The sequence below is a fragment of the Isoptericola cucumis genome, from assembly GCF_014635665.1.
GTDB lineage: Bacteria > Actinomycetota > Actinomycetes > Actinomycetales > Cellulomonadaceae > Isoptericola > Isoptericola cucumis.
In genome coordinates this window covers 279,214-300,557 of sequence record NZ_BMDG01000001.1, presented here as the reverse complement: position 1 = coordinate 300,557, position 21,344 = coordinate 279,214, and the positions used below count along the sequence as shown (strand labels likewise).

Below are 21,344 nucleotides of genomic sequence, written 5' to 3'. Positions count from 1 at the left end.
ACGTTCGGCGTCACCCGGCGGACCGCCGGGGCGCGCACGGCACGGGACACCGACGTCCCGTGCCCTGAGGTTCACCTGCGTTCCGCGCCCCGTTCATGCGGCCCTGCTCGGATGGCCTCACCCGCACGCCACCCGCGAAGGAGCCACCGTGACCCCTCCCCGCCCCGTCCCGCGCAGAGCTCCCCGACGCCGCGGGCTCTGCGCGGCCGCGACCGCGCTCGCGCTCGTCCCGGCCTGGGCGGTGTCGGTCCCGGCGCACGCGGCGCCGTCGCCGGACGCGCCCGTGGTCGTCGACGAGGTCTACGGGGGCGGGGGCAACAGCGGGGCCGCGTTCGCGCAGGACTTCGTCGAGCTGTTCAACCCCACCGACGAGCCGGTCTCGCTCGACGGCTGGTCGGTGCAGTACGCCTCGGCGACCGGGACGTGGGCGAACGGCGCGCAGACGGACCTGGCGGGCGAGATCCCGGCGGGCGGGTCGTTCCTCGTCGGGCAGGCCGTCGGGGCGAACACGTCGCTGCCCGCGCTCCCGGAGCCGGACGTCACCGGGACCGTCGCCATGTCCGGGTCCGGGGCGAAGGTCGCGCTCGTGCGCTCCACCGAGCGGCTCGCGTGCTCGGCCGCGGCGTGCGCCGAGGCGGAGGACGTCGTGGACCTCGTGGGCTGGGGGTCGAGCGCGAGCTCGTTCGCCGGGTCCGGGCCGGCGCCCGGGACCGGCAACGCCACCTCGGTCGCGCGCGTCGACCACGCCAACACGGCCGACAACGCCGCCGACTTCGCCGTCGGCGCGCCGACCCCCACGGCGAGCGGCACCGACCCCGGTCCCGGCCCCGACCCCGCCGAGCCCGTGACGATCGCGGAGATCCAGGGCACCGGCGACACGTCGCCGCTGGCGGGCCGGTCGGTCACCACGACCGGCGTCGTGACCGCGGCCTACCCGACCGGCGGCTTCGACGGCCTCTCCGTGCAGACGGCGGGCACGGGCGGCGACCCGGCCGACGACGCGACCCCGGGGGCGTCGGACGGCGTCTTCGTCCACTCGCGCGCGGCGGCCGCCGAGCTGGCGGTCGGCGACCACGTCGAGGTCACCGGGAAGGTCACGGAGTTCCACGGGCTCACGGAGGTCTCGGCGAGCAGCTGGACGGTGCTCGACGAGCCGGCGGCCCAGGTGAAGCCGACCGTCACCGGCTGGCCCGCCACCGACGCGGAGCGGGAGGCGCTGGAGGGCATGCTGCTCGCGCCGCAGGGCGACTTCACGGTCACGGACAGCTACGCGACCCACCAGTACGGCACCGTCGGGCTCGCGGCAGGCGACGGCCCGCTGGTGCAGCCCACGACGGTCGGCCGGCCGGGCTCCGCCGAGGCGGCGGCGCAGGCGGCCGACAACGCGGCGCGCGCGGTGCTCCTCGACGACGGCGCGTCCACGAACTACCTCGCGGCGGCGAACCAGGACCGGCCGCTGCCGTGGCTGACGGGCGGGGAGCCCGTGCGCGTCGGTGCCCCGGTCACGTTCACCGGCCCTGTGGTGCTCGACTACCGCTTCGACGCCTGGGGTCTGCAGCCGACAGCCCCGTTGACGCCCGACGTCGCCGCGACGGTGCAGCCCGCGACCTTCGAGAACACCCGCGAGGACGCGCCCCGCGACGTCGGCGGCACCCTGCAGGTCGGCACCTTCAACGTGCTCAACTACTTCACCACCACGGGCGACCAGCTCGACGGCTGCACGTACTACACCGACCGGCACGAGGACCCGGTCACCGTGCGGGGCGGCTGCCTCGCCCGGGGCGCCGCCGACGCGGAGAACCTCGAGCGGCAGGAGGCGAAGCTCGTCGCGGCGATCTCCGCGCTCGGGGCGGACGTCGTGGCCCTGGAGGAGATCGAGAACTCCGCGGCGTTCGGCAAGGACCGCGACCAGGCCCTGTCCGACCTCGTGGACGCGCTCGACGCCCACGACGGCGCCGGTACCTGGGCGTACGTCGCCTCGCCGGCCGACGTTCCGGCGGACGAGGACGTCATCCGCAACGCGTTCGTCTACCGCACCGCGGGCGCCGAGCCCGTCGGGGCCTCGCGGATCCTCGACGACCCGGTCGCGTTCGGCAACGCCCGTCAGCCGCTCGCGCAGGTCTTCCAGCCGGCCGGCGGCGTCGACGCCGACACCGGGGACGACGTCGTGGTGATCACCAACCACTTCAAGTCCAAGGGGTCCGCCGGGCCGTGGCCCGGCGACGAGGACACGGGCGACGGCCAGGGCGCCTCCAACGAGTCGCGGGTGCGGCAGGCGACGGCGCTCGCCGGGTTCGCGGACGACGTCGCGGCGGACGCCGGCACCGACGCCGTGCTGCTGGTCGGCGACCTCAACGCCTACGAGCAGGAGGACCCGGTCGTCGTCCTCACCGACGCGGGCTACACCGACCTGGGGCCGACCACCGGGGAGCACACGTACTCCTACCAGGGCCAGGTCGGGTCGCTCGACCACGTGCTCGCCTCGCCGGCGGCCGCCGCGGAGGTCACGGGCACGGACATCTGGGCCATCAACGCCGCCGAGCCGGTCGCGAACGAGTACAGCCGGTACGGGTACAACGTGACGAACCTGTACGACACGTCGCCGTTCCGGTCCTCCGACCACGACCCGCTGCTCGTCGGGCTCGACCTCGCCCCGTCGGCCCCGGCGTGGGACGAGCGGACCCGGTACGGCCGCGGCGACCGGGTGGTCCACGACGGCGTCCTGGTCGAGGCGACCCGCCCCAACCGGGCGAAGGAGCCGGGGGCCAAGCCGCACGGGCCGTGGCGGGTGGTGGCTTAGGCTCGGGGGGTGAGCAGCTCCGCCCCCGACCGGCCCGACCCGACGCGCCCGGACGCCCCGTCCGCGCGGCCGGACGACACCGTGGACGCGACCGCTGCGCCGGCGGGGGAGCGCGAGGCCGTCGAGGAGCCGCAGGACGTGACGCTCCTGGTGGACCCCACCCGGGTGCGCCGGGCGCCCCGCTACCCCGTCTTCCTCTGGATGGGCGCGCTCGTGGGGGTCGTCGGCGGGCTCGGGTTCGCGACGTGGCTCGTCGGTGTCACGGGCTCGGGCGCGTCGTTGATGAAGCCCGGCGTGTACATCACCGTCGTCGTCCTCGCGACGACGGCGCTCTGCATGGGCGTCGCGGGGCTGATCGCCGTGCTGGCCGACCGGCGCAGCCTGCGCCGCCGCTGATCCGCCCCCCGGACGCCTGTGGGATACTCGGTCCATGCCCTTGCGCCCTGACGGCCGTCTGACCCACGACCTCATGCCCGGCGAGAAGGGCCCCCAGGATGCCTGCGGGGTCTTCGGTGTCTGGGCTCCCGGCGAGGAGGTCGCCAAGCTCACCTACTTCGGCCTCTACGCCCTGCAGCACCGCGGCCAGGAGTCCGCCGGCATCGCCGCGAGCAACGGCGAGCAGATCCTCGTCTACAAGGACATGGGGCTCGTGTCCCAGGTCTTCGACGAGACGGCGCTCGACGCCCTGACCGGCCACCTCGCCGTCGGACACTGCCGCTACTCCACGACCGGCGCGGTCACCTGGGAGAACGCCCAGCCGACGCTCGGCGCCACCGCCGGCGGCACCGTGGCCCTCGGCCACAACGGCAACCTCACCAACTCCGCCGAGCTCGTGAACCTCGTGGCCGAGCGCTACGGCGCGCAGCGGCGCGGCGAGCTGGCGCGCGGCAACACCACCGACACGGCGCTCATCACGGCGCTGCTCGCCGGCGACGCCGACCACACGCTCGCCCAGACCGCCCTCGAGGTCCTGCCCCGCCTGCGCGGCGCCTTCTCGCTGGTGTTCATGGACGAGGGCACGCTGTACGCGGCGCGCGACCCGCAGGGCGTGCGGCCGCTCGTGCTCGGGCGCCTGCAGCGCGGCTGGGTCGTCGCCTCCGAGACGCCCGCCCTCGACATCGTCGGCGCGTCGTACGTGCGCGACGTCGAGCCGGGCGAGCTGATCACCATCGACGCCGACGGGCTGCGCTCCGAGCGCTTCGCCGAGCCCGAGCGCGCGGGCTGCGTCTTCGAGTACGTGTACCTGGCCCGCCCGGACAACACGATCAACGGTCGCTCGGTGCACGCGTCGCGCGTCGCGATGGGCCGCACCCTGGCGCGCGAGCACCCGGTCGAGGCGGACCTCGTCATCCCGACGCCGGAGTCCGGCACCCCCGCCGCCGTCGGCTACGCCGCCGAGTCCGGCATCCCCTTCGGGCAGGGGCTGACCAAGAACGCCTACGTCGGCCGCACCTTCATCCAGCCGTCGGACACGCTGCGCCAGCTCGGCATCCGGCTCAAGCTCAACCCGCTGAAGGAGGTCATCCGCGGCAAGCGGCTCGTCGTCGTCGACGACTCGATCGTGCGCGGCAACACCCAGCGGGCGCTGATCCGCATGCTGCGGGAGGCCGGGGCGGCGGAGGTGCACGTGCGCATCTCGTCCCCGCCGGTGAAGTGGCCCTGCTTCTACGGCATCGACTTCGCGTCCCGCGCCGAGCTCATCGCCAACGGGCTGAGCGCGGCCGAGATCGGCCAGTCGCTGGGCGCCGACTCGCTCGGCTACATCTCGGTCGACGGCATGATCGAGGCCACCGAGCAACCCGCGTCCCAGCTGTGCGCCGCATGCTTCACCGGCAAGTACCCGATCGAGCTGCCGGCCGCGGAGCAGCTCGGCAAGCACCTGCTCGAGCAGGCCGAGCTGCCGCTCGGGGCCCCCGAGGACGGGCTCACGCAGGTCTCCGTCGGCGCCGGCGCGGCGTCGGCGCTCGACCACCCCTGACATCCGCCGGTGGTCGAGCCTGTCGAGGCCACCTCCCCGCGATCCGTGGTGGCGTCGACAGGCACAGCCACCGCGTGGAGCATGACGTGACCAACGAACCCCTGACCTACGCGGCGGCCGGAGTCGACACCGAGGCCGGCGACAAGGCCGTCGAGCTGATGAAGGACGCCGTCCGCCGCACCCACGGCCCGGCCGTGCTGGGTGGGGTCGGCGGGTTCGCCGGCCTCTTCGACCTGTCCGCGGTGCGCGACTACCGCAAGCCGCTGCTGGCGACGTCGACCGACGGCGTCGGCACGAAGGTCGCGATCGCGCAGGCCCTCGACAAGCACGACACGATCGGCTTCGACCTGGTCGGCATGGTCGTGGACGACATCGTCGTCGTGGGGGCCGAGCCGCTCTTCATGACCGACTACATCGCCACCGGCAAGGTCGTGCCCGAACGGGTCGCCGACATCGTGCGCGGCATCGCCGAGGCCTGCGAGGTCGCCGGCACGGCGCTCGTCGGCGGCGAGACCGCCGAGCACCCGGGCCTGCTCGCCGAGAACGAGTACGACGTCGCCGGCGCCGCCACGGGCATCGTCGAGGCCGACGCCGTGCTCGGCCCGGAGCGGGTGCGGGCGGGCGACGTGCTGGTGGCCATGGCCTCCAGCGGGCTGCACTCCAACGGCTACTCGCTGGTGCGCGCCGTGGTGAACCGGGCGGGCTGGGCGCTGGAGCGCGAGGTCGCGGAGTTCGGCCGCACCCTGGGTGAGGAGCTGCTGGAGCCGACCCGCGTGTACGCCCGGGACGTCCTGGCGCTCGCCGGCGACCCCGCGGCGCAGGTGCACGCGGTCACGCACGTCACGGGCGGCGGGCTCGCGGCGAACCTGGCGCGGGTGCTGCCGGCCGGCACCGTCGCGACCGTGGACCGCGGCTCGTGGGAGCTGCCGACCGTCTTCCGTACGGTGCAAGAGCTGGGCGGGGTCCCGTGGCGCGACCTGGAGAACACCCTCAACCTGGGCGTCGGCATGGTGGCCGTGGTGGGTCGCGAGGGGGCGGACGCGGCCCTCGCGACGCTCGCGGCGCGCGGGGTGCCGGCCTGGGTGCTCGGCACCGTCGGCGAGCTCGACCCGGCCGCCGCGGCGGAGGACCTGGTCTCGGGCACCAAGGGCGTGCAGGGCGGCGCGGTCAGGCTCACCGGCGACTACCGCTGACCACCCTGGCGCGAGAGCGAGGAACAGCAAGGGCCGGACGGCGATGCCGTCCGGCCCTTCCTGACTCAGCTCAGAGGAAGCGCGTCAGCGCTCGTCCCACGAGTTGTAGCGGTTGTCGTACTCGTCGTCGGGGGAGTTGCGGTCCTCCGTGGCGAGGTCGGTACGACCACCCTCACTGCCCTTGAGCTCCTGCTCGAGCGCGTGATAGTTCGTCTCGGGGCTGTAGTACTTCAGCTCGCGAGCGACCTTGGTCTGCTTTGCCTTCTGACGGCCGCGGCCCATGGCTGAGACCCCCTCAACTAGGAGCGGGGCTGGCGACGTCCTCAGACGTGCGGCCCCGTGCGTAAGTATCGTCTGTTCAGCCCCAACGGTACATGCTCGCCGGCCTTTCGCTCCACTCCGGAGCGGGGTGCGGACGGCATCTGCCGAGGGCGAACGTCCAACCTGGCCGAAAATGTGTCTCGGATCACGAGATGCTGGTCCTGGATCGGCGCCCGTGGGCGGGCGGAACGACCGGAGCATCCAGGATGTCGGGGACCGGTGGTCCGGGGCTTTCATCCGGTCCTCAAGTCGCCTCAATCCCACTTTCTGCACACAATGGATCAGCGAGGCCGTGCACCATCCGGACGCCGCCCGGGACGGCCGCGCAACCAGGAGGTGCAGGGATGTCGCTTCACGGAGAGTCGGAGGTTCTGCTGACACCGGCCGAGGTGGCCAGCCTCTTTCGGGTCGACCCGAAGACGGTGACCCGGTGGGCGAAGGCGGGCAAGCTCTCGTCCATCCGCACCCTCGGGGGACACCGGCGCTACAAGGAGTCGGAGGTGCGCGCCCTGCTCGGGGCGGCCTCCGAGGACGCCACACCGGACAAGTAGCCCGAGCGGCCCAGCCTTGCCGTGCCACCGGTGAGCGCGCCTCGGCGGGAGCGACGGCTCAGCGGCGGGCTGCCCGCACGACGGCGAGGGTGGCCAGGGCGAGACCGGCGGCCACCGCACCGAGGAGGATCTTGGCGTTCCGGCTGCGCCGCGGCTCGGTCTCGGGAAGCCCTCCGCCCGTGACGAAGGCCCCGAGGTCGGAGGCGGCCTGCTTGGTCGACTGCGCCAACTGGGACGCCTGGTAGGACGGCGAGAGCCGGGTGACGAGCTGGTCCAGCGTGTCTCCGAGCTCTGCCCGGCTGCGTGCGACCTCCGCCTCGAGCTCGCGAGCGGTCGGTGCGGGTGTCCTGTTCTCGGGGGTCGTGGGTTCGCTCACCGGTGCATCCCCTTCTTGATCGTGTCGACGTCCTCCTTGACGCGGTCGACCGTCTCCGGCCGCTGTGCCACGCGCTTGAGCTGCGAGACCGCGATCGCGACGGCGATGCCGGCGACGAGCACCAGGAAGACGCCGACCACCAGAGCCGAGAGCCACAGGGGCCACGCCTCCGCGAGACCGATGATCCCGGCCCAGATCAGCACCCCGACGGCGTACAGGACGATGACGACCGCGGCGGCGATCAGCCCGATGCCGATCGCGGAGCGCTTGGCCTTCTCGGCCGCCTCGGCCTTGGCGAGCGCGATCTCGGCGCGGACCAGCCGGGTCGCCTGTTCCGAGAGCTGCTCCATGAGCCGGCCCATCGTGGGCGTTTGCTCGGCGGGCGGCGTCCGCCCGTCGTCCCAGTCCGTCATCGGCTGCTCCGATCCCGTGGTCGATCGTCCTGTGGGTCCCACTCAACCCGTCCCTGCTGGTCCAGGCAATTCCTGGGGACAGGACGGGGCCCGTGGGGAGTCCGGGTGCGCATGGCCGGGAACGACAGAACCCCCGGGCCTCGCGGGCCCGGGGGTTCCGGTGGTGGCTCCGACCGGCGTCGATCCGGTGACCTTTCGATTTTCAGTCGAACGCTCTACCAACTGAGCTACAGAGCCGTGACACGAAAGCCCGGGGCGCCGTTGCCGACGTACCGGGCGCATCATGCGCGACCCTGACGGGACTTGAACCCGCGACCTCCGCCGTGACAGGGCGGCGCGCTAACCAACTGCGCTACAGGGCCTTGGCGGAGGGTGATCCCCCTGCCGAGAAGCTCGTTTCGAGCCGAGAAGAAGCGTACCCCATGCTCAGGGCGATCCTGAAATCGGCTCCCGACCAGCGAGGACGCGGTCATTCGCGGTACTGACGTGCCGCGAGACGTACCCCCAACGGGATTCGAACCCGTGCTACCGCCGTGAAAGGGCGGGGTCCTAGGCCGCTAGACGATGGGGGCTGGACCTGCGCAAGCATACCGATCATGCCGGAGTGTGTCGGGCAGCCGGTCGGGCGACGGCCGTCACAGGGAGGCCGCGGTCGGGCGCAGCCCTCGGGTGGGCGAGGATGGGGCCGTGGTGGAGATGACGCGCGAGGACTTCGAGGACGCCGTCCGGGACGGCCTCGACCAGGTGCCGCAGGAGCTGGCCGCGATGATGGACAACGTCGTCGTCCTGGTCGAGGACGACGCCCCCTCCGACGACCCGGAGCTGCTCGGGCTGTACGAGGGCGTTCCGCTGACCGAGCGCGACCTGCACTGGGCCGCCGGCTCGCTGCCCGACCGCATCACGATCTTCCGCAACCCCACCCTCGCCATCTGCGACGACCGTGAGGACGTCGTCGAGGAGGTGGCGATCACCGTGGTCCACGAGATCGCGCACCACTTCGGCATCGACGACGACCGGTTGCACGCCCTCGGCTGGGCGTAGCGGGTCCGGAAGGCCCTCACTGCCCCCACGTGACCGGGCGCCAAGGCCGTCAGCGGGCGGAGTACTCCCAGTGCCACGCCTCGGGCTTGCGGCCGTCGGCGCGCGCCCAGCCGGGGTTGTCCCAGCCGAACTTCGGGGCGACGTCCCGCAGCCACTCGTACTGGGCGCTGCCGAACTCCTCGACGCCGCCGTTGAGGTCGACCGCGACGGCCAGGCCGTGGTCCGAGTACCCGGGGACGGCCGCGAAGTAGCCGCGGCTCGCCTTCACGGACACCTGGGACTCGTACGAACGGTAGGAGTCGCGGATCTCCAGGCTGCTGCCGAAGTGGGCGCGGTAGGCGGTGTTCAGCCGCTCGAGCTGCTCGGCCGCGTCGCGACGCAGCGTCTCGCCGGAGGCGAAGGAGAGCTCGGCGAGGTCGCCCGACGGGATGCGTCCGTTCTCGTAGCCGCGGGTGTCGTCGGCGTGCTTCGCCAACGCGGGTGCGGCCTCACGCGCAGCCTGCACCTGGGCGGTGAGGATCTCCGCGGGGGTGGCCGGCGCGGCCTCGATCTCGACCCGGGAGCTCTGCGCCCGGTCGATCGTCGTGGTCAGCGAGTCCGTGGCGGAGGCGAGCTTCTCGCTCGCGGCCGGCGTGGCGGCCAGCTGGCCGCCACCCGAGCCCGCGCCCGTCGCGGTGGTCCCCGTCGTTCCCGCGCCGGCCGGCGCGTCGGCGGTCGCGATGGCGATGTCGTCGCTCAGCAGCGTCGGGTGGGTGATCGCGTCGCCGACGGCGACGGCTGCGACGGGTTCCAGGTCGGCGGTGTCCAGGTCGGCGGTGTCCGGCGCGGCGGTGGCCGGCTGGCCGGCGGCGGGCTCGGCCGGCGCCTCGGCCTCCGGCGTGGCCTCGGCCTTGTCCGCCTTCTCGGTCGCGTCGGCCTCGGCGCGGTCGGCCACGGGGACGCGCTCCGACGACCGCGAGGCCTTGGCGCTCGCTGCCGCGTCGTTTGCCGCGGGCTTCTCGCCGGTGACGAGCGCGCGCAGCCGGTCCGCCTTGCGGGCGATCTTCTCGCGCTGCTCGTCCGACAGGCCGACGGCGTCGTGCGCCACGGTGCGGGCGCGCGCGAGCGCGGCCTGGGCGGAGCTGACGTCCTGCGGGGCGGCCTGCGCACCGGCAGCCGTCGTCCGCGCGACCGTGACGCCGTCACCCGCAGGTGTGGACTCGGCCGTCGGCGCGGCGGTGGTGTCGGGCGACCCGCTCGCGGTCGCGGCCACGCCCGTGGCCAGACCGGCGGACAGGGCCACCGCGGTGAGCGTCGCGGGCACGGCGGCGCGGCGCGAGCCGGCGCGCCGGCGTGCGGCGTCCGGCCGGTGGACGTCGCGGCGGCGACGGTACGGTGTCGTGGGACGGGGCTCGGGGGAGCCGTCGGGCTGGGGCGCGTCAGAGCGCGCGATGTCGTTCTCAGTCAAGTCAGGGGGTCCTCGGTGTCGGGGGCTCCTTCCATCGTGACCAGACCGCCGGGGTGCTCCGGCCCGTTCACGGGACCAACGGGAACGGATCCGGTGCGGAGCGGGCGCACGAGATGTGAAGACCCGGACATCCCGGGACGGGGCGCCGCGCCGTCCCGGGCCTCTCGCGGGTCTCGTCGTGGGTCGTCCCTGCGGGCGCGCGGCCCGTTCACAGTGCCCGCCCAGCCGCACGTTCCTAGGCTGAGGGCGTGCTCCCGCTCTCCGACCCCGACCCCGACCTCGAGCAGACCGCCGAGGCTACCGCCAGCCTGGCCGTCACCCTCGCGTGGGCCGCCGGCGCGCTCGTGGTCGCGTACGTGGTCGCGACGGTGGCGTCCGTCCTCATCCGGCGGCTCGGCCGGCGGAACCTGCTCGTGCGGGACATGGGCGTGCGGATGCGTCGCCCCATGCGCGTGGTGCTCATGATCGTCGCGGTCTGGATCGCCTTCCACGTCACCGCCGACCGGGCCGAGCCGTGGTTCGACGCCGTCAGCCACATCCTGCTGATCGCGACCATCGTCGCGGTGGCGTGGCTCATCGGTTCCGTGGCGTTCGTCGTCGAGGACCGCACGCTCGCGCGGTTCAGCGGGGTCCGCGGCGACGACCGGCACGCGCGGCGGGTCCGCACCCAGGTGAACCTGGTGCGCCGGGTCACGGTGGCGGTGCTCGTGGTCTGCGCGATCGCGGCGGTGCTGCTGACGTTCCCGGCCATGCAGGCGGCCGGGGCCAGCATCCTCGCCTCGGCCGGGCTGCTCTCCATCGTGCTCGGCGTCGCGGCGCAGTCGTCCCTGGCGAACACCTTCGCCGGCATGCAGATCGCGTTCACCGACGCGATCCGGGTGGACGACGTCGTCGTGCTCGACGGCGAGTTCGGCCGCATCGAGGAGATCACCCTCACGTACGTCGTCGTCCACGCGTGGGACGACCGGCGGCTCATCCTGCCCTGCACGTACTTCACGACCACCCCGTTCGAGAACTGGACCCGGCGCGCGGCCGACCTGCTCGGCACCGTCGAGCTCGACGTGGACTTCCAGGTGCCGATGGGCGCGATGCGCGACGAGCTGGACCGGCTGCTCGACGGCTCGGCCCTGTGGGACCGGCGCACCAGCGTGCTCCAGGTGACCGACGCCGTCGGCGGCCAGGTGCGGGTGCGCGCGCTGGTCAGCGCCGCGGACGCGCCGACCCTGTGGGACCTGCGCTGCTACGTGCGCGAGGGGCTCGTCGAGTGGTTGCAGCGCGAGGCGCCGGACGCGCTCCCGCGCACCCGCCTCGAGGCCCCCGCCGAGCCGGGGAGGCTCGACCTGCTGCGGGCCGTCGCACAGCCAGGGGAGGACGACCGGACCCACGACGACGAGCCCGGTGCCGCGACGTCCGACGAGACCGGCGTGGCCGGGTCCGAGGAGGGCGGCGCCGAGGTCGAGGACGCCGGCGCGCCGCCGGGCGGGCGGCCGCACCCGAAGGCCCCGGCGGTGGTGCCGCCGCGCTCCCCGGTCCTGCACCGGGACCTCCCGTCGCCCGTGCGCTCGAGCGTGCGCCCCGCGGTCCCCCGGCCGGGGCGGGGCACGACCCCCGCGGCGGAGCGCACCGTGCTGCTGCCCGCCGTCGACAGGTCGGCGCCGGGAGGCGGCGACGACGCGACGGTCCTCCTGCCCGCCGTCGACGACGAGCCCGAGCACGGCAGCACGGCCGAGCGGTCCGCGCTGTTCAGCGGCAGCGCCGAGGCGGAGGCCCGCTCCAAGAACTTCGACGGGCCCGGCCAGGACGTCATCGAGGAGCGCGAGCAGACCGCCATGCTGCAGCTCGGCGAGGACCCCGACGACGAGCTGCCGGGCGACGGCGGCGACCCCGGCGACCCCGGCGACGCCGACGACGCTGACGACGCTGACGCCGGCCGGTCGCACCGGGGACGGACGGCACCGGACTCGGGCGAGGGCGGCCCCGTGCACGGACCGGGCGAGGGGCACGGCGGCCGCGGCGACGGGCACGGCGGGCACGGCGGGCACGGTGGGGACGGCGGCGACGGGGGACAGTAGCCGCGGCCACGGCGCTGGTGCGGGTTCGGTGCGGGTTCGGTGCGGGTCCGGCTCAGCGACGAGTCCGGCTCAGCGACGGGTCCGGCTCAGCGCTGGTCGTCGGTGCCGGCGAACCAGCGCAGCAGCTCTTCCGGGAGGTCGTCGTCGGAGCCGGTGAGCCACAGCAGCAGCTGGTCGGGCTGGTCGGTGATGATGCCGTCGACGCCGGCCGACACGAGCGTGGCCCACGCGTCCTTGTCGTTCGCGGTCCAGGCGAGCACCTGGAGCCCCGCGTCCTGGCAGCGGGCGACGAGCGACGGGTCCGCGGACAGCAGCGGCGCGGCCAGGCTGACCGCGGCCGCGTCCAGCGCCGCCGCCCGGGCGACGAGGTCGGGCCGGTCGACCTCGACGAGCAGCGACCGGGGCACCTCCGGCGCCACGTCGCGCAGCGCCGCGATCGTGGGCGCCTCGAAGCTCTGCACCATGAACCGGTCGACCAGGCCGGCGGCCTCCACCTCCTGCAGCGTCACCGCGACCTGGTCGGCCGTCCATGCCCCCTTGTACTCGCACAGCACGTCCATGCCCCGGCGCTCGCGGACGAGGCCGAGGACCTCGGCCAGCGTCGGGACGCGCTGGCCGGCGAACCTCGGCCCGAACCACGAGCCGGCGTCGAGGGCCCGCAGGGAGTCGAGAGGCAGCTCCCCGACGGCGCCGGTGCCGTCGGTGGTCGCGTCCACCGTCGCGTCGTGGATGACGACCGGTACGCCGTCGGCGCTGAGACGCACGTCGATCTCGACGGCCTGAGCACCGGACCGCCAGGCCTCCTCGACCGCCACAAGAGTGTTCTGCGGGGCGACGGCGGAGCTTCCCCGGTGCGCGACGACCTCAGGCCGCACCCGGCGAGGGCGTGGCGGCGGTCCTGCGAGGAACGTGGGCACGGGGTCCCTCCTTCGCCGGCTGGCGGGTGCCTCCTCACCTTAGGCGACCCGCCCCCTGGCGGGGCGGCGCCGCCCCGCCAGGGGGCGGATCGACGTCAGGTGCCGGATCGCGTCAGCGCCTGGTGGTGGGTGCGCAGCTGGAGCAGGGCGGCCCTCAGCAGCGGGGTGCGCACGCCCAGGGCCTCGGCGCGGGCGGCCAGGTCGCCGAGGATGTGCTCCGCCTCGACGGGGTCGCCCTGCTGCAGGTCGCGGTAGAGCGAGGACGTGAAGCCGGAGCCGGGTTCGGTCAGCAGGGCGAGCGACCGGGCGTGCCCGGCCTCGCCGACCGGGTGGCCGGCGGCCGTCGCGACCCGTTCGCACTCGTCGACGGCCTCGAGGATCGTCGCCTCGCCCCCGGCCGCGAGGATGTCGCCGACGGTGCCGCGGAACAGGCAGGTGATGACGCCGGCGGCGGCGATGAAGACCCATTTCGCCCACAGGCGCGCCGCGATGTCGTCCACGACCTCCAGCGCGACGCCGTCCGCGGCGAGGGCCTCGACGACGCCGTCGGGGACCGGGTCGCCGTGCAGGCCGCCGATGGTGAGGCTGCTCATCGACGTCATCTGCACGACGGTGGCGTCGTCGTCGAGGGTCGCGACGATCATCACGATGCCGCCGAGAACCTGGCCGGGGAACGCCGCCTCCAGGGCGTCGACGTGGGCCATGCCGTTGAGCAGCGGGACGACGCGCGTGCCCGGCCCGACGGCCGGCGTGAGCGTCGGGACGACCGCGGCCAGCGCCGGGGCTTTGACGGCGACGATCACGAGGTCGAACGGGTCGCCGCCGTCGAGGCTCGTCACGACCCGCACGTCGTGCACCGTGTCCGTGCCGGGAGCCCGGAAGCGCAGGCCGTCGGCGGCGAGCTGCGCGGCGCGGCGTTCGCGGACCAGGAACGTCACGTCCTGCCCGGCGGCGACGAGGCGCGCCCCGAGGGCTCCGCCGGTCGCCCCGGCGCCGACGACGAGGATGCGGGTCATGCGGGCTTCCCTTCGCGCACTGCGGTGGGTGGGCCCCCCGGGGATCGAACCCGGAACCCGCGGATTAAAAGTCCGCTGCTCTGCCAGTTGAGCTAGAGGCCCGACGTCGTCGCCCGGTGTGCGGCACGACGGCTGCGCACAGCGTACGCGGGGCGGGCCCGTCGTCACGGCACCGACCGGTGCTCGCGTCCGGGTCGGTGGCCGGCCGGTGGCAGGCCGGGCACCAGGTCACGATCAGGTCACGGAGGGCAACCTATCCGCGCGCTGACGAGCCTGTCACGCGCGGTCTCACCCACCGGGAGATCTGGGTCCGATCGCGTCTCGCCATTGCTTTTTGCCCCTCGAGCCTGTTTCGGTGGACAGGTTCGCAAGGACCGACGAGAGGAGCGTCCATGCTCACCGTGACCGACAACGCCCGTACGGCAGTCCAGGACCTCGCCCAGCAGGCCGGCGTGCCGGCCGAGGGCGGTCTGCGGATCGCGCAGTCCGCCGGCCAGCCCGGCAACTTCGAGCTCGCGCTCGTTCCCGCGCCCCAGCCCGACGACCAGGTCGTCGAGGAGGACGGCGCGACGCACGTGTTCGTCGAGGCGCAGGCAGCCCCCGCGCTCGAGACGCTCACCCTCGACACCGACCCGGAGGCCCAGGGACCGGGGTTCGTGCTCACGCCGCAGGCGTGACGACCTCCCACGACGCTCCACATCTCATCGGCGGCCGGGAACCCACGGGTTCCCGGCCGCCGTCGTGTGCGAGCACGTCACCGGGCCGACGACGTGCGGCGCGGTCGGCTCAGACGGCGAGGTCCGCGACCGGGCCGACGATCCAGGTGGCGCCGAGCACGAGGCAGCCCACGGTGACGAGCAGGAACACGACGACCCACAGGATGCCGGTGGTGTGGGTGAGGGTGCCGAGCTGGTCGGCGTCCGAGCGTCGGGCCCGGCCACGGGAGCGTTGGGCCTGCAGCTCGAAGACGGGCCGGACGGAACCCAGCAGGAGGAACCACGTCACGGCGTACGCGACGGCCGACTGCGCGTCCGGCTCGAGCCACCACGAGACGGCGACCAGCGCGGCGCCGCTGACGAGCACCGACCACAGCCCGAACCAGTTGCGGATCTTGAGCAGCAGCAGCGCCAGCAGCAGCACCAGCAGCCACAGCAGGCCGACGGCGTAGCCCTGGCGCAGCAGCCACGCCGCGCCCAGGCCGGTGAGGCCCGGCCCGACGTACCCGGCGAACGCGGTGAGGATCATGCCGAACCCGCGGGGCCGGCCGGCCGACACCGTCAGCCCGGAGGTGTCGGAGTGCAGCCGGATCCCGTCGAGGCGCCGGCCGGTGAGCATCGCGGCCACGGCGTGCGCGCCCTCGTGCGCGATCGTCACGACGTGCCGGGCCACCCGCCACACGGGCGTCGCGAGCACGACGGCGAGCGCGACCAGTCCCGCCGCGAGCACGACGGTCTGCGGCGGTGGGTCCACCGGGGTGGTCGCCGCCGTCCAGATCTGTGCGAGCACGTCTCCGGTGGTCGCGAGGAAGTCGTCCACGGCGGACATTCCACCACGGCTTCCTGCATGTCCCACGAGAACGCCGTCCCGCCTCGCGCCCGGGCCGGTGGTGGTGAGGGTGGTCACCCGGGGCGCGGGCCGGACGGCTGGCGTGCGACAATGGGGGCCGGAGGCTGCGCGACCGCGCGCCCCGCGTCGTGGAGATCCCCCCGGATTGCGTGCGGCGGACCCCGACCCGACGTCTCAGCACGTCCCCAGCCCGAGAGGCCCATCTGTTGACTACCTTTGCCGATTTCGGCTTGCCCGCCCCTGTCGTCCGCTCGCTCGCGGACCAGGGCATCACCACCCCGTTCCCCATCCAGACCGCGTCCCTGGGCGACACGCTCGCCGGCACGGACGTGCTCGGCCGCGGCCGCACCGGCTCCGGCAAGACCCTCGCGTTCTCGCTCCCCGTGGTGACGCGGCTCGCGACGTCGGCCGCCAAGGCCGCCGCGGCCGGCCGCCCGCGCCGCCGGGCCGGCCGGCCCCGTGCGCTCGTGCTGTGTCCCACGCGTGAGCTCGCCAACCAGATCAACGCCGTCCTGGAGCCGCTCGCGGCCACGCTCGGCCTGAAGACGACGACGATCTTCGGCGGCGTCGCCCAGTCCCGCCAGGTCACCGCGCTCGCCGCCGGCGTCGACGTCGTCATCGCCTGCCCGGGCCGGCTCGAGGACCTGCTCGGCCAGAAGCACCTCACGCTCGACGACGTCGAGATCACCGTGCTCGACGAGGCGGACCACATGGCCGACCTCGGGTTCCTGCCCGGCGTCAAGCGGATCATGGACCGCACGCCCGCGGTGGGGCAGCGGCTGCTGTTCTCCGCGACCCTGGACAACGGGGTCGACGTGCTGGTCAAGCGCTACCTCAAGAACCCGGTGACGCACTCCGTCGACGACGCCGCCGCGCCGCCGCCGCAGATGACGCACCACATCCTCGCCGTCGCGGACGCCGACGCGAAGAAGCACGTCGTGCACGCGCTCGCCTCGGGCACCGGGCGCCGCGTGCTGTTCACGCGCACCAAGCACCAGGCCAAGAAGCTCGCCAAGCAGCTGACCGGCGCGGGCGTGCCCGCCGTCGACCTGCACGGCAACCTCGGCCAGGGCGCGCGCGAGCGCAACCTCGCCGCGTTCTCCTCCGGCTCTGTCAAGGTGCTGGTCGCCACCGACATCGCCGCGCGCGGCATCCACGTCGACGACGTCGAGCTCGTCGTGCACGTCGACCCGCCGGCCGAGCACAAGGCGTACCTGCACCGCTCCGGTCGCACGGCCCGCGCCGGGTCGGGCGGCGACGTCGTCACCGTGATGCTCCCCGAGCAGCGCGGCGACATGCGCGACCTGACCCGCAAGGCGAAGATCTCCGCGCGTCCGCAGCAGGTCGTCCCCGGTGACGCGACCGTGTCGGCGCTGGTCGGCGAGGTCGCGGCCTACGTCAAGCCGGCTCCTGCCCCGGCGCCGCAGCAGCCGTCCCGCAAGGGGCAGGCGCGCTCGCGCACGCCGCAGAAGCAGGGGGCGTCGCGCCAGCCCGCGCCGCAGCACCAGGGCGGTTCCCGTGCCGCCGTCCCCGCCGGGGCGTCCGGCGACGGCGCGGCCCGCCCGGGTGGCCGGCGTCGCCGCGGCGGCCGCGGCCGCGGTCCCCGCGCCGGCGCCTGACCGCGCCGGTCGTCACGCTGCCCACCGCACCCGCGGTGCCGGAACACCGGCGCCGCGGGTGCGGTTGTGTCCCACGGAGGTGTCACATGACGTACGAAGTCACGAAGTCCGACGAGCAGTGGCGCGTGGAGCTGGACCCGCAGGAGTTCGCCGTGCTGCGCCAGGCCGGCACGGAGCGGGCGTTCACCGGCGAGCTGCTCGGTGAGCAGCGCACCGGCGTGTACAGCTGTCGCGCGTGCGGCAACGAGCTGTTCCGGTCGGACACCAAGTTCGACGCGCACTGCGGCTGGCCGTCGTTCTACACGCCGCTCGCCGGCGACCGGGTGGAGCTCCTCGAGGACCGGTCCCACGGGATGGTCCGCACCGAGGTGCGGTGCGCCCGCTGCGGGTCGCACCTGGGGCACGTCTTCGACGACGCTCCGCAGACGCCCACGGGCGACCGGTACTGCATGAACTCGCTCAGCCTGTCGTTCGCCCCGGCCGAGGGCTGACACGCCCGTCGCCGCGGGGAGCGCTAGGGTCGCCGGATGATCGACCCGGCGCACAGCGCTCCGCCAGCCCTCGACCGGCTCGCCAACCTGCGGGACGTCGCCACGGCGTCACCCCGGTTGCGTCCGGGCGTGCTCCTGCGCTCGGACGCGCCGCGGGCCGGCGACGTCGTCCCGCGGGACGTGGCCTGGCCGCCCCGCACGGTCCTCGACCTGCGCGACCCGGGCGAGAGCCGGGACGCGCACCCGCTCGCCGGGACGGCGCACGTCGTGCCCCTGCCGGTGCTGGACGGCGCCGCGACCGGGGCGGCGAGCGCCCCGGCGCCCGTGCCCGGCCTCGGCGTCCTGTACCGCCAGATGCTCGAGGGCGTGGGCGCCGGCCACCTGGTCGACGGCGTCCGGCTCGTCGCGACGGCGGACGCCCCGACCCTGGTGCACTGCACGGCCGGCAAGGACCGCACCGGCGTGCTGGTGGCCCTGGTCCTCGCGCTCGCGGGCGTCGACCGGGCGGCGATCGTCGCCGACTACGAACGGACCGGCCCGCACATGCGCGAGGTGCTCGCCCGGGCGTCCGTCACCGCGCAGCTCCCCGCCCCGGACGCGCACGTCCTCGCGGCCCTGCCGCCCGAGCTGGTCACGGCGCCGGGATGGGCGATCGCGTCGGTGCTCGACCTGCTCGACGACCACGACGGCGGGCCGGAGGGCTGGTTCGCGGCCCACGGCGGCGCCGCCGGGACCGTCGACGCGCTGCGCGACCGGCTCGTCGCCGGCTGAGGCCGTCGGCCGGCGCGGCCGGCGACGCCGGGAGGCGTCAGGAGTTCGCGTCCCGCCAGCGCACGAAGTCGTCGGAGTAGCGGTGCAGCAGGGTCGCGAGCTGGGCGACGTCGGCCTCGTCCCACTCGCCGAAGGCCTGCTGGTACATCTCGACCCGCCGGTCGCGTGCCTTCGCGAAGCGGGCCTCCCCGTCCTGGGTGAGCGTGATCTGCTGCCCGCGGGTGTCCTCGGGGTCGACCTCGCGGTGCACCAGGCCGAGCTCGACGAGCCGGCTCAGCTGCCGGGAGACGGTCGCGCGGCCGACACCGAAGTGCGTGGCCAGGTCGGAGCCCCGGATCCCCGGGTTGGAATGGATGTGCGCCAGCAGGGGGTAGGCAGAGGCGTCGAGCTCCGGGTGCATCCGGCGGGCCGTCTGTGCCGCGGACGACTGGGCGCGCCGGATGAGGACGCGGATCTCGCGTTCCAGCGCACCGAACGGGTCGGTGACCGGATCGGGCGTGTGCGTCATGGTTGCCTCGTGCATGGGCCCATCATGGGCTGTCCGTGGGGTGCTACGGGAGGTCTCCACGGCATCGATCTCGTCACGATGCCCTGTTTTGCGGGTGAAATTCCGACAGAAGGGCCCCCGGAGAGCCTGGGCGGGCTCTTCCGGGGGCCATCTCGCGGCCGCGTCAGGAGGCCTGCGCGGGCTGCTCCTGCTCCTCGGCACGCTCCTCGTCGAGGGTCTGCTCGATGCCGGACCTCTGGCCGAGCGGGATCTCCTTGAGGAAGATCACCGCGACGAGCGCGACGAGCGCCATCGGCACCGCGATGAGGAAGATGTGCGTGATCCCGTCCGAGTACGCCGACTCGATGACCGAGCGCACCGCGTCGGGCACCTGCGACAGGTCGGGCACCCCGCCGGTGCCGGAGCCGAGGGCGGACGCCGGCACGCCGATCTCCGCCAGCCCCTCCACCGTCTCGTCCTGCACCTTCGTGGCCATGAGCGCGCCGAGCACGGAGACGCCGATCGAGCCGCCGAGCGACCGGAAGAACGCGACGCCGGACGTGCCGGCACCCATCTCGTGCACGTCGAGGGTGTTCTGCGTGGCGAGCACCAGGTTCTGCATGAGCGCGCCGACCGAGAGGCCGAGGCCGAAGAGGAAGACGCCGATGACGACGAAGCTGGTGTCGACCTCGATCGTGGACAGCCCGTACAGCGAGCCCGCCAGCACGACGCCGCCGCCCACCATGATCGCCTTGTAGCGGCCGGTGCGGGAGATGATGCGGCCGAGGACGAGCCCCGCGAGCATCGTGCCCACGACCATGGGGATGGTGAGCAGGCCCGACTCCGTCGGCGTCTTGCCGCGGGCGAGCTGGAAGTACTGCGCGAGGAACACCGCGGTGCCGAACATGGCGACGCCGACGGCGGCCGACGCGATGACGGAGAGCACGAACGTCCGGTTGCGGAACAGGTGCAGCGGGATGATCGGCTCGGCGACGGCGCGCTCCACGAACCCGGCGCCGACGAGGGCGACCAGCGCCCCGCCGAGCATCGCGGCGGTCTGCCAGGAGGCCCACTCGTACTTGTCGCCCGCGAAGGTCACCCACAGCAGCAGGAGCGCCACGCCCACGGCGATGAGCAGGGCGCCCACGTAGTCGATCTTCACCACGCGCTTGACGCGCGCGGGCAGGTGCAGCGTCTTCTGCAGGACGACGAACGCCGCGACGGCGAACGGGACGCCGACGAAGAACGTCCAGCGCCAGCCGATCGAGTCGGTGAGCACACCGCCGAGCAGCGGGCCGCCGATCTGCGCGACGGCCATGACGCCGCCCATGAGGCCCATGTACTTGCCGCGCTCGCGCGGGCTGATGATGTCGGCCATGAGCACCGTCGCGAGGGCGGTGAGGCCGCCGGCGCCGATGCCCTGCAGGGCGCGGAAGCCGATGAGCGTCTCGATGTTGTGCGAGAGGCCCGCCGCGGCGGCGGAGACCACGGTGATGGCGAGCGCGACCTGCATGAGGACCTTGCGGTTCGTCAGGTCGGCGAGCTTGCCCCACAGCGGGGTCGAGATCGTCATCGTCAGCAGCATGGCCGTGACGACCCAGGTGTACGAGTGCTGCGAGCCGCCCAGGTCGGACACGATCCGCGGGAGCGACGTCGAGACGATGGTCGTGGCCAGCAGCGAGACGAAGACGCCGAGCATGATGCCCGAGAGCGCCTCGAGCACCTCACGGCGGGTCATCGCGGGTGCGGGGGTGGCGGCGACGGTCGGTGCGCCGGCGGCCGGACTGACGGGAGTGCTCATCGGGTGAGGGTCTCCTCCTGCGCCTGGGCGCGGTCGTGGGTCGTGACGAGGGCGACCGCGACGCTGCGGATCCGGGTGATGGCGTCGGCGAGGTCCTGGTCCGACCAGTCGGAGAAGGCGTCGACCACGAGGTCGTCGATGCGGTCGAACGACACCTCCGCGAACTCGCGGCCGGCGTCGGTGAGCTCCAGCGTGCGGGCACGCCGGTCGTCGTCGTCGACCGTGCGCCGGACCAGGCCGGCGTCGACGAGCGCGCTGACCTGGCGGCTCGCGACCGAGACGTCGACGCGGAGCTTCGCGGCCACGTCGCCGAGCTGGACGCGACCGCACCGGGTGAGCAGATGGAGGGCACCCAGTCCGGCGCGGGGGAGGTCCAGGTCGCGCGCGATCCTGGTCGCGGCCTCGCGCTGGGCCCGGGAGAGCTCCTCGAGCGCCTGCACGAGCTCGCGGCTCGTCGTGCGGGGAACGGGCATGCCAAGACCTT

General features: G+C 74.1%; 21 protein-coding genes and 4 tRNA genes. 11 read left to right on the top strand and 14 right to left on the bottom strand.

Translation table 11 applies throughout. The features are described 5' to 3' along the window. Positions 1–148: 148 nt before the first annotated feature. The 4 genes from IEW03_RS01340 (at position 149) to purM (ending at position 5,971) form a co-directional block, all read left to right on the top strand. Positions 149–2,800: an ExeM/NucH family extracellular endonuclease gene (locus IEW03_RS01340; RefSeq protein ID WP_188521837.1), complete on the top strand. Its 2,652-nt coding sequence runs from the start codon at positions 149–151 to the stop codon at positions 2,798–2,800. A gap of 9 nt (positions 2,801–2,809) precedes the next feature. Next, positions 2,810–3,196: a hypothetical protein gene (locus tag IEW03_RS01335; protein ID WP_188521836.1), complete on the top strand. Its 387-nt coding sequence runs from the start codon at positions 2,810–2,812 to the stop codon at positions 3,194–3,196. A gap of 34 nt (positions 3,197–3,230) precedes the next feature. Further along, a complete protein-coding gene (gene purF, locus IEW03_RS01330) occupies positions 3,231–4,778 on the top strand; it encodes an amidophosphoribosyltransferase (protein WP_188521835.1) in 1,548 nt (515 codons plus the stop codon). Positions 4,779–4,864: 86 nt separating this feature from the next. Next, entirely contained in the window at positions 4,865–5,971 is a 1,107-nt protein-coding gene (gene purM / locus IEW03_RS01325) for a phosphoribosylformylglycinamidine cyclo-ligase (RefSeq protein WP_188521834.1), read from the top strand. Positions 5,972–6,055: 84 nt separating this feature from the next. Here purM and IEW03_RS01320 read toward each other — a convergent pair whose 3' ends face one another. After that, positions 6,056–6,253: a DUF3073 domain-containing protein gene (locus IEW03_RS01320; protein WP_188521833.1), complete on the bottom strand. Its 198-nt coding sequence runs from the start codon at positions 6,251–6,253 to the stop codon at positions 6,056–6,058. 383 nt (positions 6,254–6,636) lie between these two features. On the opposite strand from IEW03_RS01320, the gene IEW03_RS01315 reads away from it, so the two are divergent. Next, positions 6,637–6,843 (top strand): BldC family transcriptional regulator, encoded by a 207-nt coding sequence (locus IEW03_RS01315; RefSeq protein ID WP_188521832.1) that lies wholly within the window; start codon positions 6,637–6,639, stop codon positions 6,841–6,843. Between the two features lie 58 nt (positions 6,844–6,901). On the opposite strand, the gene IEW03_RS01310 is transcribed toward IEW03_RS01315, so the two are convergent. From IEW03_RS01310 to IEW03_RS01290, 5 genes are all read right to left on the bottom strand, one after another. Further along, the gene (locus tag IEW03_RS01310) at positions 6,902–7,219 is read right to left on the bottom strand and encodes a DUF3618 domain-containing protein (RefSeq protein ID WP_188521831.1); all 318 of its coding nucleotides are present in this window, start codon (positions 7,217–7,219) and stop codon (positions 6,902–6,904) included. Next, complete coding sequence (locus IEW03_RS01305; protein ID WP_188521830.1) at positions 7,216–7,632, bottom strand: phage holin family protein; 417 nt, start codon at positions 7,630–7,632, stop codon at positions 7,216–7,218. Before IEW03_RS01305 ends, IEW03_RS01310 begins: the two co-directional genes overlap by 4 nt. Before the next feature lie 161 nt (positions 7,633–7,793). After that, positions 7,794–7,869: transfer RNA gene (locus IEW03_RS01300), tRNA-Phe, on the bottom strand. A gap of 51 nt (positions 7,870–7,920) precedes the next feature. Next, a tRNA-Asp gene (locus tag IEW03_RS01295) sits at positions 7,921–7,994 on the bottom strand. A gap of 137 nt (positions 7,995–8,131) precedes the next feature. Continuing rightward, positions 8,132–8,204 (bottom strand) — tRNA-Glu (locus IEW03_RS01290). A 124-nt stretch (positions 8,205–8,328) separates the two neighbouring features. Here IEW03_RS01290 and IEW03_RS01285 point away from each other — a divergent pair. Continuing rightward, positions 8,329–8,673 (top strand): metallopeptidase family protein, encoded by a 345-nt coding sequence (locus IEW03_RS01285; RefSeq protein ID WP_188522011.1) that lies wholly within the window; start codon positions 8,329–8,331, stop codon positions 8,671–8,673. 49 nt (positions 8,674–8,722) lie between these two features. Here IEW03_RS01285 and IEW03_RS01280 read toward each other — a convergent pair whose 3' ends face one another. Next, positions 8,723–10,120 (bottom strand): M15 family metallopeptidase, encoded by a 1,398-nt coding sequence (locus tag IEW03_RS01280; protein ID WP_188521829.1) that lies wholly within the window; start codon positions 10,118–10,120, stop codon positions 8,723–8,725. 248 nt (positions 10,121–10,368) lie between these two features. Between IEW03_RS01280 and IEW03_RS01275 the strand changes: the two genes are divergently transcribed. Continuing rightward, entirely contained in the window at positions 10,369–12,192 is a 1,824-nt protein-coding gene (locus IEW03_RS01275; protein WP_188521828.1) for a mechanosensitive ion channel family protein, read from the top strand. 86 nt (positions 12,193–12,278) lie between these two features. On the opposite strand, the gene IEW03_RS01270 is transcribed toward IEW03_RS01275, so the two are convergent. The 3 genes from IEW03_RS01270 to IEW03_RS01260 form a co-directional block, all read right to left on the bottom strand. After that, entirely contained in the window at positions 12,279–13,109 is an 831-nt protein-coding gene (locus IEW03_RS01270) for a glycerophosphodiester phosphodiesterase (RefSeq protein ID WP_188521827.1), read from the bottom strand. Between the two features lie 95 nt (positions 13,110–13,204). Next, positions 13,205–14,125, bottom strand: a complete 921-nt coding sequence (locus IEW03_RS01265; RefSeq protein ID WP_188521826.1) for a ketopantoate reductase family protein — start codon at positions 14,123–14,125, stop codon at positions 13,205–13,207. Between the two features lie 29 nt (positions 14,126–14,154). Further along, positions 14,155–14,227, bottom strand: a tRNA-Lys gene (locus tag IEW03_RS01260). Between the two features lie 290 nt (positions 14,228–14,517). On the opposite strand from IEW03_RS01260, the gene IEW03_RS01255 reads away from it, so the two are divergent. Continuing rightward, positions 14,518–14,802, top strand: a complete 285-nt coding sequence (locus IEW03_RS01255; protein WP_188521825.1) for a HesB/IscA family protein — start codon at positions 14,518–14,520, stop codon at positions 14,800–14,802. Between the two features lie 109 nt (positions 14,803–14,911). Here IEW03_RS01255 and IEW03_RS01250 read toward each other — a convergent pair whose 3' ends face one another. Next, positions 14,912–15,670, bottom strand: a complete 759-nt coding sequence (locus tag IEW03_RS01250) for a M50 family metallopeptidase (RefSeq protein ID WP_188521824.1) — start codon at positions 15,668–15,670, stop codon at positions 14,912–14,914. 251 nt (positions 15,671–15,921) lie between these two features. Here IEW03_RS01250 and IEW03_RS01245 point away from each other — a divergent pair, with 251 nt between their 5' ends. From IEW03_RS01245 to IEW03_RS01235, 3 genes are all read left to right on the top strand, one after another. Next, complete coding sequence (locus IEW03_RS01245; protein WP_371870581.1) at positions 15,922–17,310, top strand: DEAD/DEAH box helicase; 1,389 nt, start codon at positions 15,922–15,924, stop codon at positions 17,308–17,310. An 86-nt stretch (positions 17,311–17,396) separates the two neighbouring features. Further along, positions 17,397–17,801 carry a peptide-methionine (R)-S-oxide reductase MsrB gene (gene msrB, locus IEW03_RS01240; protein WP_188521822.1) on the top strand — a complete coding sequence of 135 codons (405 nt, stop codon included), beginning with the start codon at positions 17,397–17,399 and terminating at the stop codon, positions 17,799–17,801. A gap of 36 nt (positions 17,802–17,837) precedes the next feature. Continuing rightward, positions 17,838–18,572, top strand: a complete 735-nt coding sequence (locus IEW03_RS01235; RefSeq protein ID WP_188521821.1) for a tyrosine-protein phosphatase — start codon at positions 17,838–17,840, stop codon at positions 18,570–18,572. A 37-nt stretch (positions 18,573–18,609) separates the two neighbouring features. Here IEW03_RS01235 and IEW03_RS01230 read toward each other — a convergent pair whose 3' ends face one another. The 3 genes from IEW03_RS01230 to IEW03_RS01220 all read right to left on the bottom strand — a co-directional run bounded on the left by IEW03_RS01230 (position 18,610) and on the right by IEW03_RS01220 (position 21,333). Then, positions 18,610–19,095, bottom strand: a complete 486-nt coding sequence (locus IEW03_RS01230) for a MarR family winged helix-turn-helix transcriptional regulator (protein ID WP_229737301.1) — start codon at positions 19,093–19,095, stop codon at positions 18,610–18,612. A 148-nt stretch (positions 19,096–19,243) separates the two neighbouring features. Further along, positions 19,244–20,860, bottom strand: coding sequence for an MDR family MFS transporter (locus IEW03_RS01225; protein ID WP_188521820.1), 1,617 nt, complete (start codon positions 20,858–20,860; stop codon positions 19,244–19,246). After that, on the bottom strand, positions 20,857–21,333 hold the full coding sequence (locus IEW03_RS01220; protein ID WP_188521819.1) for a MarR family winged helix-turn-helix transcriptional regulator: 477 nt from the start codon (positions 21,331–21,333) through the stop codon (positions 20,857–20,859). Before IEW03_RS01220 ends, IEW03_RS01225 begins: the two co-directional genes overlap by 4 nt. Positions 21,334–21,344: the final 11 nt, after the last annotated feature.